The sequence below is a fragment of the Vibrio zhugei genome, assembly GCF_003716875.1.
Taxonomy (GTDB): Bacteria; Pseudomonadota; Gammaproteobacteria; order Enterobacterales; family Vibrionaceae; genus Vibrio; species Vibrio zhugei.
In genome coordinates, this window is the sequence record NZ_CP033078.1 from 2,793,375 (window position 1) to 2,808,794 (window position 15,420).

Genomic DNA, 15,420 nt, shown 5'->3' on the forward strand with positions numbered 1-15,420 from the left:
AAAAAAGTTTACGCAACCGTTTTCTTTTCTATTTGAGTAGCAAGTATCAACCAAAAATAATTTACCTGCTTATTCAACGACAAAATGACTGACTAACTCGATCGACAACGACCGGACGTCGTATTCTTTAGATGAAAAAATCAGTTTTTACATAAAAATCACAATAGCCCACGCTACAACCTAAAAAGTCACATAAAAATAAAAGAGCAATAAATGGACAATAATAAATACCAATACAATCAATAATTTAGATTTAAAATCATCTTCCCATCTTAAATGAAACCTTCAATCAGACACCTAAAATATCACGTTTAATCGTATCTTATACGAATTATCACTATACTTTATGGCTATTTATGAGCATTTCACCCACTTACAATTGATCACACACATAAAATAATGTTATTCTATTTAACATAGTCTGAATCTGAATTAAGGAGTAGTGTCATAATGTCTTCATCTCAAAAGCAAGGATTGGTTATGATTGCAGTGATCGTTGGTTTAATGACACTGCCCATGATGTACTGATCGCCTTCAATAAAAAAGCCGCTCTCGTGAGCGGCTTTTTTATTGGAAAACACACAGTCATCAATGAGAAAAGAAATGCTTGTCCAGTAAATCCCAATGAGCATAATACACAACAATCGCGGCCAGCGTCATCAGCATCATTAAGGACACCGCCAAACGCCAAACAAAACGGCCGCTTCTTGGCGTGAGCTCTCGCTGACACTCTTTAAATGCAGACATAAACTCGGCACGATCATCAAGTTTATAATGGTCATCATGAACGATTTTATTTCTGACCGTAGCAATGAAGCGAAGCTTGCCAATAATATGTCGAGGTAAACGTTGCTCACAGCTGGTTACTAACTGGTGCAACCCTTTCCCTTCTGCGTGATACTGCTCTCGCAACAATGTTTCTAGCTTACGTGTACACTTTACTACTCTTTCAATGTCTGACATCGCCCTTCCCACCCACTAAATCTATAACAATTCTCATACTTTAACGACGAGATAAAGATTCACTGAGTTTATAATTGTAGGCAAACATTGTCAGTTCAGGTTGTGAGCAAACACACAACCTGACCGAGTAGCCACGCCGTTAAGGCACCAGCCATTGCGTGGCTTTGTGACGAGAAAGCAACCAACTTAACGTTAATGCGCCGGCGCCACTAATCAGCATCCATAGCGGAATGACCCAACCTGGGTGGCCTTGATGCCAGCCAAATGCTTTCATTGGCCATAAAAAGATCGGATGAAGCAAATAAATGCCTAGGCTGTATTTACTCATTACGCGGATACCTTTCATCACGCTTTCCGGTATATGAGGTGTGATAGCACGACCCAAGATAAAAATCATACTTGCCGCCAGTACCACATTGATGGTTTTGTAAGACAACCATCGGCCCACCGAGTACTGCCCTTTCATTACACTCAATTCCACCACCGAGTGAACGGTGAAATATAATGAGGTGAGACCTAAAATCACGGCAATCATGACGGTAAACGACGTGATTGGTAAACGTTTATACAGTAAATACCCCAAGGGTAAATATCCAGTATACAGCCAGTATTGAGAGCTCCACACACCATTAATATGAGATAAATATAACGTTGTCGTGATCAACCAAATTCCCACATAGGCAACCCAGATACCATCACTCGCATGGCGCTTCACCCACTGAAATAATGGAATAACAAAATAAAGAGGAATAAAGTAGTAGAAGAAACCAAGATGATAATAAGTCCCGTGATGCCAACTATTTTCCGCCGTTTTTGCGGCGACGTCACTATTAAACCCTTGTGCGTTCAATCCAGACAAGAAAATATAGAACACTGACCATGCCAAAAATGGCAACACCACTTTCCCCAGACGACGCTTAATATAATATTCAGCGTTAAACGGGCGTGTGTCACTCATTAACAGCGCACCAGAAATTAAAATGAAAACAGGCACAGCCCAACGTGTTACGCCATTTAATGTCACAGCGGTTAACCACTCACTATCGGGAATCACGCCATAAAGATCACGATAGGGTGCCAATGTATGAATGGCTATAACGGCTATTGCGGCGACACATCGTAATACATCAAAAAACTCGACACGCTTTTTTTCTTCCATACTACCTCCTAGTTTGTTATTCCCTCTACTATAGGTCGATCTGTCGATGAGTTGTGAAGCAGCAGTCAATGGTCAGTCAACTATCACACGATAGGAATGACCTATTAGATTAATACATAATCTCAATTTCTATTTCTACGCTTATCTAGCTAGTATTACTAGCAACAAAACGTTGATGAACGTCAAATAGAGGTGAGGATATGACAACGAATTTAATCGGTCTCAATACAGAACAAAGCCAACAGCTTGCTGGTTCCTTAAATAAATTACTCGCGAACTATCACGTTTTTTACATGAATACCCGCGGGTACCATTGGAATATTAAAGGTAAAGAATTCTTTGAATTGCATGCAAAATTTGAAGAGATCTATACGGATTTACAAACAAAATTAGATGAAGTTGCTGAACGTATCCTAACCTTAGGTGAGCAACCTCTTCACAGCTTTACCAGCTACTTAGCGGAAAGTGACATCCAAGAGCATACCAATGCCACAGATGGACACAGCACAATGCGCGGATTAGTGGACGGATTTAGCACACTGATTTCCCAACAGCGTAATGTGTTGGCGTTAGCCTCAGAAACCGGTGACGAAGGTACGGCTGCGCAAATGAGTGATTACATTCGTGAGCAAGAAAAATTAATTTGGATGCTAAACGCTTGGCTGCAATAATCCTCCCCCCATATCCATCCCCTGTAACAGGGGGATGGGTATTTTTAGCATCGCAATGAAGGATTGAATAGGTTACGCCATCCATTCTTAATCATCGCCTGCGTCCCTCTCACAATGCTTGGTTTAGTGACACCAAAGAGAAAATACCCCACTACATTTGCGCAAAAAATCGACCCCTGAGCAGCAGCCTCGCAAAAAATCGGATACTATAGTGAGCTAACAACGCTTTTCACTAGTAATCTCGATAAGGTAACACTCATTCGTTATGACAATACGAGCAGACAACCCATACGGCTTAACTCAAGAAAATGAATTTTCAGAGCGAATGACAAAAGAGATCGCTCAGTTATGGTCACAACGTGAAGAAGGCACCTACCGCTCTTTCGACAAAACACGTATTTATTGGTGTCAACTGACTTCCCCCGATCACAACAAAGCGATTGTCTTGGTGAATGGTCGTATTGAATCCGCATGGAAGTATCAAGAGCTTTTCTTCGATCTGTTTCAACAAGGGTATGATATTTATTCGTTTGATCACCGAGGACAAGGTCGCTCGCAACGGTTAATTGACAACATTCAGATGGGCTACGTCGGTGAGTTTAATGACTATGTGAGCGATTTAAATGCCTTGATCGCGACCTTCAATCTTGAAAAATATGAACAATGCTTCTTGTTGGGACACTCAATGGGTGGGGCCGTCGCGACTCGCTATTTACAAATGCACCCACAGCACCCCTTCGATGCTGTGGCGCTCACCGCCCCAATGTTTGGCGTCAACATCCCATGGCAGCTCAAAGCGATTGCCATTCCATTAACGTATCTATTGACGTCTTTCTCTCCGCAACCGAGATATGCACCGGGACATAATGACTACACCAGCAAACCGTTTTTAGACAACCCGTTATCACATAGCGAAATTCGCTACCAATGGTTTCGCGATCTCTATGAACAAGAGCCAGAGTTACAATTAGGCGGCGCTAGCACCCGCTGGGTTTGGCAAGGATTGATGGCGGCGAAACAGTGCATTCAGCTCACTCGGCAAATTACCATTCCGACCCTTTTGATACAGGCCGAGCAAGATGCAATTGTGGATAATAAGGCTCAGCAACGGTTTATTAAAAAGCTGTCTAAAACCAATCAAAACGCTCAATTAGCGATGATCCCCAACGCCTATCATGAGCTTTTATTTGAAGCAGACGAATATCGTAACCCAACCATTACGCAAATTTTGCAGCATTTCTCCGCTATCCAATAAGTGACCTGAGTGCACAGCAATGGAGGAAATCATTTCCTCCCTGCTTTACCCTCTTTTTCTGGGTCATTTTGCAGTACACTGAATGCCACCATTTCTCACTCTGTTCACATGACACTTACTATTAAGAGGGTTTATGACCGCCGAACCATCGTCTTTGCCTTATCACATTGTCGCCTCTGATCTAGATGGCACATTACTCGCCCCCGATCATAAAATCAGTGAAACCACAAAGCGTACATTGAAAACGCTGCATGACCGTGGGTACATTTTTATTTTTGCGACAGGCCGACATCATGTTGACGTCGCGGGCATTCGTGAGACAGTGGGGATTCCCGCCTACATGATCACCGCAAATGGCGCACGCGTACACACGCCGGATAATACCTTAATGAGCCGTCAAAATATTCCTGAGCATTTGGTTCAGCCAATTGTTGATAGGCTAAAAGATGAGCCGAATATCTATGTGCATATTTACCGCGATGACACTTGGCACATCAATCAGGACAAAGAGGCACTGGCGAACTTTCATAATGAGTCTGGATTTTCATTTCAATCATTCGACTCACACGCGGCACCGACAGATAACGTGGCCAAAGTGTTCTTTACGGATGTCACCCAAAATCACGAGCACCTACGTCGCTTCGAACAACGCCTTAACGATGAGTTTGGTGAGCAATTAACCGTGTCATTCTCTTCCCCTTGGTGCCTTGAAGTCATGGGGCCGAATGTCTCAAAAGGAAACGCCATTAAAATCGTCTCTGAATCACTGGGGCTGGGCCTACAAGATTGCATCGCCTTTGGTGATGGAATGAATGATGTCGAAATGTTGACGATGGCAGGCAAAGGCTTGCTCATGGGCACCGCTCACCCGCAAGTTCTCGCTGCGATTCCCGCTATCGAACGCATTGGTAGTCATGCAGATGATGCGGTCGCCCATTACCTGAATGAGCACCTCCTAACCTAATAGGGATCCAGTAAGAGTGCGATTCAAGCTCTTACTGGGTCACTCTCAGGCCCAATCCGTTACTCCATCTCAAGAATCGTTCGCCATTCGTCTGGCATGACAGGCATGATGGATAACCGATTTCCTCGTTTGACCAATGGCATTGCCTGCAACGCTGGATGAGCTTTCAGTTCTGATAAAGGAATCAGGCGCGTCAACGTTCGACAAAATTCAACATCGACCATAAACCATCTAGGGTTCTCTGGTGACGAGCGATGGTCATAATAATCACTGGAAAGATCCCAAGCAAAATAGTCAGGATACGCGGCCTTAACCACTTTCGCGACCCCAGCAATGCCGACCTGTTTGCAGGAAGAGTGATAAATCAAAACCTCATCACCGACCTTCACGTCATCACGCAACATGTTTCGCGCTTGATAATTGCGAACTCCTTCCCAGCACGCGACTTTTTGTGTCCGCAGAGTGTCAATAGAGAAGGTATCCGGTTCTGTTTTAAATAGCCAATATGCCATAATGGTGTCCATGATTCGTGTTGTAACGAGGAAGATATACCATGAAGACATTACAAAACCCAGTCATTGTATTGAGTAGCCTCGCTTTAGCGGCTTGCTCCTCGACATCATCACCCCCCACGACACTGGCTGATTTAAATCATCCTGAGTCGATCAAACCTCAATCGTTTATCATGCGAGGCAGTGTGGTTATCGGCCCAAACTCACAGACGATAACCCCGTGCGATAGCCAACAACAGTTTCAACTTTCTTTACCAAAATCGCTCATGACACAAGCTACCTCCGTGAGTCAGTCATCCTATGATGCACACTATGGCGAACTGACAGGCTATATCGAACCCCCGAGTCAGAGCGGTGATAATGGCGATTATGCGGGGCGCTTCATCGTCACGCATGTCAATGTGCTCAGCGGCAAACCACAATATCAGTGTCAGGGGTATCCACTCCCGACACGAGCCTTCGGCGAGACGCCCAAACCATGGTCCGCGATGTTTAACCAAGACGGTCTGGCATTGACTCCAGCGCAAGGTTCCTCCTCTCAATTGCCGCTTGAACAGGGAGAACTGTCAGAGCAACGCCGAGAATATCAATTCGATGATGGCTCATTAACTCTCAGCGCCCACTATTGTCATCCAGCATCATCACACGCGTTGTATGGCTGGCGAGCGACGCTCAACCATAAAAACCAAACCTATTCTGGCTGTGCCATACTGGGCAATACTGATAGCACACTGCAATGGGCTGGCGTGTATTATGCGGCTTCTAAAACCAATCAAGGGTTTACGGTCAGCATGCAATTAAGCCGCGATCACACCGCCGTAACACGTTACAGTTATGAAGGCGATCAGCCTGATGTGGTTGAAACCGGCTACTGGCAATCACTGGGGCATCATCAAGTCCAAGTCGTCATGACCCGTCATGATCAACAATACTTGGTCACACAACGTATCTTCAATGCCAAACATGAAACCTTTACCGCCAAACAAGAGAAAGTGGGACACACGGTATATCCCATCGCCAATGGCGGCTTGATCTTATACAAGGATTACCACGACTCAGTAGGGTTAGAAGAGCCTAATCGCGAGAAAAAACCGACCTCTCTGATTGGATCTTCTGACTATGACGAGAACGTCGACCAAGCACTGCGCCGCTATTTTGCGGAGCACCAACTGAGCAGTGATAACCACCATTATCGCTGGCTCACGTATGACCTCAATGGTGATGAGCAAGCCGAACTCTTGGTGTATATGGATTGGCAGCCTCATAAAGACGGTTCATTGTTGGTCTTTAAAAACGTGCAGGGGCAATGGGTGTTTAATAGTCAGATAAAAACCCGTCTTCCTATCTACCTCGACCATACGTCGACCTCAGGTTGGAAAGATCTGATCATGACTCAGCGGCACTCCGGTCAATCATACACATGGTCATTCAATAATGGGCACTACACACGTTTGGATAAGGAAACCTCCCCCCCACACAAAGCCACTCTGTTGTTTGCGGGCGGAGAATCCCCAAGACAGCAAGGGATACAGTTGTAATGTCGACGCCGTGTCCCAAATGCCAATTACGACACCAGTGTCTGTGTTCGCGTGTCCCCTACAGTGATGAGAGTCCACTGCGCTTAACTCTGCTGATGCACGAGAACGAACGTCATCGCGCCACCAATACGGGGCGTTGGTTGGTTGAAGCGTTACCGCGCTGTGACGCTTATACGTGGCACAGAAAAAGTGTCGATCCGCAATTGTTGCAACACATACGCGATCCCAGTACACGGTCTGTGGTGGTGTATCCAACCCCAGACAGTATGGCATTGTCCGAATTGATCCATACCACCGGACAGGCTCAAGCGCTTCATTTTATTATTATTGATGCAACATGGCAGGAAGCGCAGAAAATGATTCGCAAAAGTCCATGGCTCCGCGAACTGCCATTCATTACCTTGCCAACCCAAGGAATGCGTTCACAATATCAATTAAGACGAAATCAACAAGCCGGTCACTTATGCACACTCGAAGTCGCGAGCGTATTACTGACAGAGATGGGAGAACCCGCAATTGCAGGCCAATTAACGGATTTTTTAACCGAGTTTATGGCGGTGTATCACGCCGATAAAAGTGGCCATGCCTTACCGCGGTAAACCTTATCGAGCACGCAAGGCACCTGAGAGTTTTGCATGCACACGGATATCAGTTTGACTCTTCGATCAAAGTGAGCAATGGCGCCAATGTTTGTATTTCCATATCAGGCAATACGGTTAAACGACGACAGTCTTTGGCATTCGCAAAGCGATCATTAAACCAACAGGCCTGAAATCCGTGCTGCTTCGCCCCTAAGACATCCGTCACCGGATGATCACCGACATGCAGAATATGCTGACGCTCACAAGGGAGCAGCGCCGCGGCTTTTTCAAAGAGATCGCCATAAGGTTTGGCCCGACCATCCGGCCCTGCACGAAAAACCGCGGAAAAGTACGGCATTAAACCAATTTTTTCGGCGTCAACATTGCCATTTGTAATCGCCACCAGCGGAATATGCTGCGCCAACTGGCCGAGTACGCGATGGGTTTCTTCTGGTACCGTCACTAAGTTACGCAGGTAATGAACGTGTTCCATCGCAACTTGAGCGTCACTGAGCGCCTGCTCTGGCTCATACCCCAACAGCGCTAAACCGCGCGCGATTTGCTGCAATCGCCATTGCGACACATCGTGTTGCAACATGGGGTGTTCACTGACCACTTGCTGTTTTACCTGAGCCCACCAATCTGGCGATTGACTCGCTGTCACTGGGTGCTGCTCATGCATCCAACGGGTGATTTCCGTATCCAGATGCTGAATCACCGGCCAGTTATCATAGAGCGTATCGTCTAAATCAAACGTCATGGCGTGGATAGCGGGCATATTACGATAAAACATACTAATCCTTCGTTTTCTTATGAGCTCGTGGATGGGCTTGATCATACGCTTGCGCGAGATGTTGAAAATCCAAATGGGTATAGATTTGTGTCGTGGAAATATTTTCGTGCCCAAGTAATTCCTGCACAGCACGCAGATTGTTACTCGATTCAAGCATGTGTGTGGCAAATGAGTGACGTAGTTTGTGTGGACTAATATGACTGGAAACCGACTGTTTTTGCCCCCACTCAGCCATACGCTTTTGTACGTTGCGGTGGGAAATTCGAGTGCCTAATTTGGAAACAAACAATGCAGGCTCATTGGGCTGTGCAAACTGGGAACGCAGCGTCATCCACTTCGCGACCCATTCGCTCGATTGACCAGAAAAGGGCACTTTCCGTTCTTTGTCCCCTTTACCAATGACGCGGATCTCTTCCGAACGAAAATGTACATCACGCACATTGATAGACACCAACTCCGCTAAACGTAATCCAGCGCCATACATCAGTTCCATGATCGCGCGATCACGGATCGACAGCGGGTCGTCTTCATTCACTTCCAGTAATTGGGCAACTTCATCCACATCTAAGTTTTTGGGTAACGGGCGCTGCTTCCTGGGGGCAGACACACCTCTTGCAGGGTTGGCACTCATGTCACCCCGTAGAATGAGAAAATCAAAGAAGCTGCGCAGCGATGATAAACGCGTTGCTAAACTGCTCGATTTCATGCCTGCACGCATGCCTTTACTGGCCAGTTGCCGCACCCACCCGGCATCCACCTCCCCCCACTCTTTGACACCGAGTTCATGGAGATGATGCGCCATCGTTTCCAACTGTTGCTTATAATTACGCTGAGTATAAACACTCAGCCCTTTTTCACTGCGTAAATACTCATAAAAACGTGTTAAGGGCTGCTGTAATGCTCTAGGTAGAGGAGTGACTGCGTCTGCTTTCATCGATGGTTTGCCAAGGTAAAGTATCTATTAAATGGGCGAGTACCAAAGCGAGATGACGTAAAAATAACGTATCCATATTTGGCTGAAAATGGCCGCCATCTTCACTCGAAAAGGCAAGAAAGCCTAATGCGCGGCCTTTTCCTAAGGGTAACACAACATAGGAACCTAGCTCAGGTAAATGAGCATTATCCCCGAATAGCTGATGACGCTCGGCTTGGCGTAAACGTCCCAAATAGGCATCCTGCCCATTTAAGTAGTTGGTCGAAAAGCGTTGCCAAGCGTCTTTATCATATTGATACTGCCGACAAGGGGCCGCAGATAACCTCAGGTAGGCGGTTAATCCTAAGACTTGTGCTTTGTCTTCAAGAGCGGCCACCGCCTGTTCCATTGTTGAACAATGCAGCAAGGTGGACTCTAACTCCATAAACTCATGAAATGTTTTATCATTGGTCGCCGCCAACGACATGAAAGCCGTGATTTCTTCTTCTAGCTCTTCAATGCGTTGCCTTTGACGTGCCAATTGCACATGAACCAGTGACACCGCCCCCATCTCCTGATGTGGCAATGCCAGCCGCTCCACCAAAGCAGGACGATGTTGGAAAAAGTCTGGGTGTTCGAGCAAATACTCTTCAACGATTTGTGCAGTCAGTGCATCAGCTTGCGGTTGTGACAAAACCATTCCTCATTAACAAGATAGTTGACCATCATAGACATGTACGGCAGGACCCGTCATAAACAGAGGTTTTCCTTCGCCTTGCCAACGAATCATTAAGTCTCCTCCGGGTAAATGAACCGTGACGCTTTCATCTAATACGCCTTGAGCAATCCCAACCGCCACCGCAGCGCAAGCACCACTACCACAGGCTTGTGTTTCTCCGGCGCCACGCTCATACACACGTAAGCGAATTTCGTTGCGATTAACGATTTGCATGAACCCCGCATTGACCCGCTCAGGAAAACGTTCATGAGACTCTAGTTCCGGCCCAAGTTGCTCAACCGCTGCCGTGTCCACATCATCGACGATCGTCACCACATGGGGATTGCCCATACTCACCACACCGCAGAACAATGTTTGCTCGGCCACCCGCATGATGTAGGTCTTCTCAGCTTGTTTCGCACGAAAAGGAACTTTCGCTGGCTCAAACACTGGCACGCCCATATTCACGGTGATTTGGTCGTCATTCTCAACATTCAGCACCATTTTACCTTTTTTAGTACTGACATTGATGTGGTATTTATTGGTGAGTCCCTTCATACGGACAAAGCGCGCAAAGCATCGCGCCCCGTTCCCACACTGTTCCACTTCGCTGCCATCGGCATTGAATATGCGGTAATGGAAATCCGTTTCTGGATCGTAAGGCGCCTCCACAATCAATAACTGATCGAACCCGACCCCCGTATGACGATTCGCTAAACGGCGCGTCAAATCCGGTGAAAAAAAGACGTTTTGGGTAACACAATCCACAACCATGAAATCGTTACCCAATCCGTGCATTTTAGAAAAATGAAAATGCATAATGCGTTATCTACTCCGGCAAGACACTTTCTAGTGCCCACAAACTGCTTAATTCTTCACGCTGGCGAACCAAGTGTGACGTATCACCATCGACAATGACTTCAGCAGCACGTGTGCGTGTGTTGTAATTCGAAGCCATGACGAAACCATACGCACCAGCCGAGCGGACCGCAAGCAGATCTCCGGCTTGGAGTACCAACGACCGGTCTTTGCCAAGAAAGTCACCCGTTTCGCAAATCGGCCCGACCAAATCGTAAGCTCTCGCCTCTCCTTGCCGTGGTAATACCGGAATAATATCTTGCCAAGCTTCATAGAGCACAGGGCGGATGAGATCATTCATTGCCGCATCGATAATGGCAAAATTCTTATGTTCGGTATGCTTTAGAAATTCAACTTGGGTGAGTAACACCCCAGCATTGGCGGCAATCGCTCGACCTGGCTCAAAAATCAGCTCCAGATCTGGACGCTCAGAAAGGCGCGATAGCAAGGCTTTGGCATACTCTGACGGTTCTGGAGGTAATTCATCTCGATACACCACTCCCAAGCCACCACCGACATCTAAATGATGAATCTGCACGCCCTGCTCCATCAAATCGTCGATCAGCGTTAGCAAGCGGTCAGTCGCATCAATGAACGGCTCTATCGCGGTTAGCTGTGAGCCGATATGACAATCGATCCCCGTGATCTCGAGGTGCTCCATGCTCTGCGCCAGCTTATACACTTCAGGGGCTCGCTCGAAGGCGATACCGAATTTATTATCACGCAATCCAGTTGAGATATAAGGATGTGTCTGGGCATCGACGTCTGGATTAATGCGCAGAGAAATTGGCGCTTTCACGCCCAGCTCTGCGGCCACTTTATTCAAACGCTCCAGCTCAGGCTCAGATTCGACGTTAAAGCATTTAATCTTTAATTCGAGGGCACGTTTCATCTCTGCCGCGGTTTTACCCACACCAGAAAATACGATTTTTGATGGTTCCCCACCCGCGGCAATCACACGCTCTAATTCACCGCCCGACACAATATCGAACCCTGAACCAAGGCGAGCCAATACGTTCAGTACACCAATGTTAGAGTTGGCTTTCACGGCGTAGCACACTAAGTGCGGATGATCGCCAACGGATTTATCAAAGGCATGCCAATGACGCTCTAACGTCGCACGCGAATAGACGTACAAAGGTGTGCCGTATAACTCAGCTAATTGGCTAAGGGGAATGTCTTCCGCCCAGAGTTGACCATCGTCCTGATAATTGAAGTAATCCAAGTTCGTATCCTTTATCTCATATAGTTGAATTTACTGACTTTCTGTACTCTGTTGTGATTGTGAGTCGTCAGGCATATAAAGTGGTCCAGTTTGACCGCACCCTGTGAGAGTCATGACCGAGAGTAAAAATAACGCTGTGATCGATTTTTTCATTTTGCTTTTCGTGATTATTTATTCAATGCCCCCTATAATCGCACCACAGTCAAGAAAAGCAATAGGATAGACCGAGATGAATGATACAGAATTTCATCAGCTCGCTGATGTTCAGCTTCAAGTCATTGAAGAAATGATCGATAACTCGGGTGCCGATATCGACTATGAGACGTCTGGTAATGTGATGACGCTTGAGTTTGAAGACCGCAGCCAAGTGATTATTAACCGTCAAGAGCCCATGAAAGAGTTGTGGCTTGCTTCACGCTCTGGTGGCTATCATTTCCGCTATGAAAACGAACAGTGGATTTGTACGAAAACCGGTGGGGAATTTACCAGCATGGTCAAAGCCGAATGCGAAAAACATGCGAATGAGACGATCGACTGGGACTGAACGCAAAAGAGCATGCCTTGGCATGCTCTTTTCTTTACCCTTCTTTAAACGCTCACGGCTTTATTGGGACGGGTATAAGGAATGGCATCATTACGATACGGCACCACGTAATCGCCGCCTTCCTCAGGCCGCACAATTTGATAATACTGAGGGAGATTAAAGTTAATAAATTTGGCCGCAATGTTGTTTTCATCACGAACCGAGGTATAGAAACCATTCACAGCCGCGATCATTTCATCTTTCTCGCCACTATACTGGTGATACACTTCGACTCGATTCACTTCATCTAACACGTAGATATTGAACCCTTCGCATTTATCTTCAAAGAAAAACTGGACTAACCCTTCACTGGCAAAACCATCGACCACCGTCGGTAATTCATAATCGTCATCTTTGTCTAACATCAGCAGTGGCGTACCACTGACTTTATTGCTAGAAATACTCCGATAGAAGTCGACCGAGTTTTCAAGCTTTTGTACCGAGACTCCGCGACGCTCGAAAAACAATCCATACATTTGGTGACCAATACGCAATGCTTTAAAACGCCGCCGTTTTTCTTTTTCCATTGGGCGTAAACGCATGTCAATGCATTCGGCTAACAGTTGATAGACCATATTGCGCATCACACCACGGAAGTTCTTGCTATAACAAAATACGTCGACAGATTCCGGTGGCAAGGCGTCTTGATGCATTTTACCTAAGACGGTTTTTAACGCATCGATCATCGCTTTCTCACCTTCAAAATGCAAAGTACGCACTTCTTGCCAAGAGTTGCGATACACCAAATCAACACTACCAATTAAGCTGATGTGCTCAGTACCGAAGCTTAAAATATCAATGTTTTTAAGATCCACTTTCAATGCCTTGCCGCGTAGCGCAGAGGTTGGATCTTTTTCAAAGTTGATAAACATCGCCAACTGGCTGATCTCACAAGGACTCGCCAATGCTGACATGGTGGGACGACGTTTATGCAGGGAAAAGGTATTACGTAAATCGCTTACCATTTGGTACAACTTATCAATGTCTAAGTTGCCAGCTTGCACCATTGAATGTAACCGGGTCGACTCAGTAATCAGGCCATTAAAGAAAGCCCATGCAACCAGTTTACTTAAGTATTCATTATGATCGAGAGGCTTCTGGCCGACCATGCGGCAAGGAACCAATGGTCGCTTATACAGATACCAACCAGCGGAGTTCACTCCCCCTTTGGCAACTTCAACAAATGACAAATCGGATTCATGTAAATCAGGGGAAATTTGTGGATTAAGCAGAGTGACTTTGCCCGGCAGTACTTCAAACGCACCATAGAGCTTACGTGCAAGAATAGAAATGTCCTGAGGACTGATCGCTGAAGTAATATCATTACGACGAGCAAAGTGGATCAGGTTGCGGTAACTTTGCATCAAGGCGTCCAATAGCGCATTGTGCATCACTTTGACTTCTTCAACTTTCCAATGGCGGCGAGCATCGAGGTGTTCAATCAATGGCAGTGACCACTGCCAATCAGCGGTCAGTTCTTCAAGGGCTTTGCGTCGCCATGCCACAGAGCCATGTCCTGGCTCACGAGAGAGCTTTTCATGGGTTTTGAGATAAAAACAACGACGCACTAACTCTAATCGGCTCTCATCACCGATGCGTGTTAAATAACGCGTCACTTTTTCCAGCATCAAATAATACGCGTCCATCCCGTAGAGATCCGGCTCATCGGTAAAAAAACGGCGCTTCGTATCCACACTCAATAATTGGGTGTGCGGATATTCCCAAGAATACGCTTCCAGTAAAATCGCTTTCAATACCGACTTATAAGGGGAATCGATACTTTTATACAGTTGCCATAAGTTGGCGCCAAAATATTCGGCCGCAGGAATGCCATTCAACTGCCCAAAATCAATCCACTCATCGAGATTAATAAAATGTTGGGTCACTAACTCATGAACATACTCGTCATAGCACTCTTCCATCTCTGGGGGGACGATTTGCCATAACAAACGCTTACCGGCCAAACACACGGCAGAGCGATAAAACTCATCCAATAATAACAAGTGCTGTGATGACCCGCAGTTTTCCCCTGTCATGGCCTCGGAGCGATTATGTCTAAATCGCTCTTCATCCATAATGAAAAAGTTGGCTTCCACTCCTAAGCTTTTGGCCCATTCAGTGATCATGGAGCACTTATTTAATAGGCTTTGTCTTTGCTCACAGGGCATCGTATGTTCGACACACACCCAGATATCGAGATCACTGGAAGTACTTTGCCCAATAGAGGAAGTGCTGCCCATGGTATACATGGCCAAAATGTGTGGGGAAGACGGTTCAGAGAGAGGTTGTGTAGCGGTTAAATGTAAATCATCAACAAATTGGGATTGGATATCATTCAATTGGAAACAGTGAATCCCATAAGGCACATGATCATCAATATAGCCAGGTAATTGCGCATGATTATAGTGCAATAACACAGGTATCGCGTGGAAGACACGCTGGCCCTGCATACTCATCAGACCCAGTGCACGCTTCGTACGCTGCTGATTAAGTTTATCTGCTCGTTTAATCAAAGTGACAATATAAGAACGCAAGTTAATATCCTGACTGCTGCATCCAATAGGCTTGCGTTGCTCACAGAGTGAACAAACACACCAATAAAACGTGATCAATTTAACACTTTAATCAATTATGGTAAAGCTATGGTGCACAAAGTTATACCAAAGTCGTAGTGCATTCATGTCGAA

Annotated in this window: 16 protein-coding genes; 6 read left to right on the forward strand and 10 right to left on the reverse strand. The window is 46.1% G+C overall.

Annotated features, from left to right (window positions below):
- Positions 1-588: 588 nt before the first annotated feature.
- Both EAE30_RS18155 and EAE30_RS18160 read right to left on the reverse strand, forming a co-directional pair.
- Positions 589-963, reverse strand: a complete 375-nt coding sequence (locus EAE30_RS18155) for a DUF4145 domain-containing protein (RefSeq protein ID WP_123017170.1) — start codon at positions 961-963, stop codon at positions 589-591.
- Positions 964-1,102: 139 nt separating this feature from the next.
- Positions 1,103-2,122 (reverse strand): acyltransferase, encoded by a 1,020-nt coding sequence (locus EAE30_RS18160; protein WP_123017171.1) that lies wholly within the window; start codon positions 2,120-2,122, stop codon positions 1,103-1,105.
- A gap of 200 nt (positions 2,123-2,322) precedes the next feature.
- Here EAE30_RS18160 and EAE30_RS18165 point away from each other — a divergent pair, with 200 nt between their 5' ends.
- From EAE30_RS18165 to EAE30_RS18175, 3 genes are all read left to right on the forward strand, one after another.
- The gene (locus EAE30_RS18165) at positions 2,323-2,793 is read left to right on the forward strand and encodes a Dps family protein (protein WP_123017172.1); all 471 of its coding nucleotides are present in this window, start codon (positions 2,323-2,325) and stop codon (positions 2,791-2,793) included.
- A 265-nt stretch (positions 2,794-3,058) separates the two neighbouring features.
- A complete protein-coding gene (locus EAE30_RS18170; RefSeq protein WP_123017173.1) occupies positions 3,059-4,048 on the forward strand; it encodes an alpha/beta fold hydrolase in 990 nt (329 codons plus the stop codon).
- A 133-nt stretch (positions 4,049-4,181) separates the two neighbouring features.
- On the forward strand, positions 4,182-5,012 hold the full coding sequence (locus EAE30_RS18175) for a Cof-type HAD-IIB family hydrolase (RefSeq protein WP_123017174.1): 831 nt from the start codon (positions 4,182-4,184) through the stop codon (positions 5,010-5,012).
- Between the two features lie 59 nt (positions 5,013-5,071).
- Here EAE30_RS18175 and EAE30_RS18180 read toward each other — a convergent pair whose 3' ends face one another.
- Positions 5,072-5,524, reverse strand: coding sequence for an EVE domain-containing protein (locus tag EAE30_RS18180; RefSeq protein ID WP_123017175.1), 453 nt, complete (start codon positions 5,522-5,524; stop codon positions 5,072-5,074).
- 41 nt (positions 5,525-5,565) lie between these two features.
- Between EAE30_RS18180 and EAE30_RS18185 the strand changes: the two genes are divergently transcribed.
- Both EAE30_RS18185 and EAE30_RS18190 read left to right on the forward strand, forming a co-directional pair.
- The gene (locus EAE30_RS18185; RefSeq protein WP_123017176.1) at positions 5,566-7,062 is read left to right on the forward strand and encodes a hypothetical protein; all 1,497 of its coding nucleotides are present in this window, start codon (positions 5,566-5,568) and stop codon (positions 7,060-7,062) included.
- Positions 7,062-7,661, forward strand: a complete 600-nt coding sequence (locus EAE30_RS18190; RefSeq protein ID WP_123017177.1) for a tRNA-uridine aminocarboxypropyltransferase — start codon at positions 7,062-7,064, stop codon at positions 7,659-7,661. The genes EAE30_RS18185 and EAE30_RS18190 overlap by 1 nt, the downstream gene beginning before the upstream one ends.
- Positions 7,662-7,710: 49 nt before the next feature.
- Here the strand turns inward: EAE30_RS18190 and yigB are convergent, their stop codons facing one another.
- Genes yigB through lptM form a run of 6 tightly spaced genes read right to left on the reverse strand, consistent with a single transcriptional unit; the run spans position 7,711 to position 12,303 of the window.
- Complete coding sequence (gene yigB / locus EAE30_RS18195; RefSeq protein ID WP_123017178.1) at positions 7,711-8,436, reverse strand: 5-amino-6-(5-phospho-D-ribitylamino)uracil phosphatase YigB; 726 nt, start codon at positions 8,434-8,436, stop codon at positions 7,711-7,713.
- Position 8,437: 1 nt separating this feature from the next.
- Complete coding sequence (xerC, locus tag EAE30_RS18200; protein ID WP_123017179.1) at positions 8,438-9,370, reverse strand: tyrosine recombinase XerC; 933 nt, start codon at positions 9,368-9,370, stop codon at positions 8,438-8,440.
- Positions 9,339-10,043 carry a DUF484 family protein gene (locus EAE30_RS18205; RefSeq protein WP_123017419.1) on the reverse strand — a complete coding sequence of 235 codons (705 nt, stop codon included), beginning with the start codon at positions 10,041-10,043 and terminating at the stop codon, positions 9,339-9,341. Before EAE30_RS18205 ends, xerC begins: the two co-directional genes overlap by 32 nt.
- 12 nt (positions 10,044-10,055) lie before the next feature.
- Positions 10,056-10,886, reverse strand: coding sequence for a diaminopimelate epimerase (gene dapF, locus EAE30_RS18210; RefSeq protein WP_123017180.1), 831 nt, complete (start codon positions 10,884-10,886; stop codon positions 10,056-10,058).
- 10 nt (positions 10,887-10,896) lie between these two features.
- Positions 10,897-12,150 carry a diaminopimelate decarboxylase gene (gene lysA / locus EAE30_RS18215; protein WP_123017181.1) on the reverse strand — a complete coding sequence of 418 codons (1,254 nt, stop codon included), beginning with the start codon at positions 12,148-12,150 and terminating at the stop codon, positions 10,897-10,899.
- 30 nt (positions 12,151-12,180) lie between these two features.
- Entirely contained in the window at positions 12,181-12,303 is a 123-nt protein-coding gene (lptM, locus tag EAE30_RS18220; RefSeq protein ID WP_123017182.1) for an LPS translocon maturation chaperone LptM, read from the reverse strand.
- Positions 12,304-12,379: 76 nt separating this feature from the next.
- Between lptM and cyaY the strand changes: the two genes are divergently transcribed.
- Positions 12,380-12,694, forward strand: coding sequence for an iron donor protein CyaY (cyaY, locus tag EAE30_RS18225; protein ID WP_123017183.1), 315 nt, complete (start codon positions 12,380-12,382; stop codon positions 12,692-12,694).
- 44 nt (positions 12,695-12,738) lie between these two features.
- Here the strand turns inward: cyaY and EAE30_RS18230 are convergent, their stop codons facing one another.
- Positions 12,739-15,267: a class I adenylate cyclase gene (locus EAE30_RS18230; RefSeq protein ID WP_123017184.1), complete on the reverse strand. Its 2,529-nt coding sequence runs from the start codon at positions 15,265-15,267 to the stop codon at positions 12,739-12,741.
- Positions 15,268-15,420 lie beyond the last annotated feature (153 nt).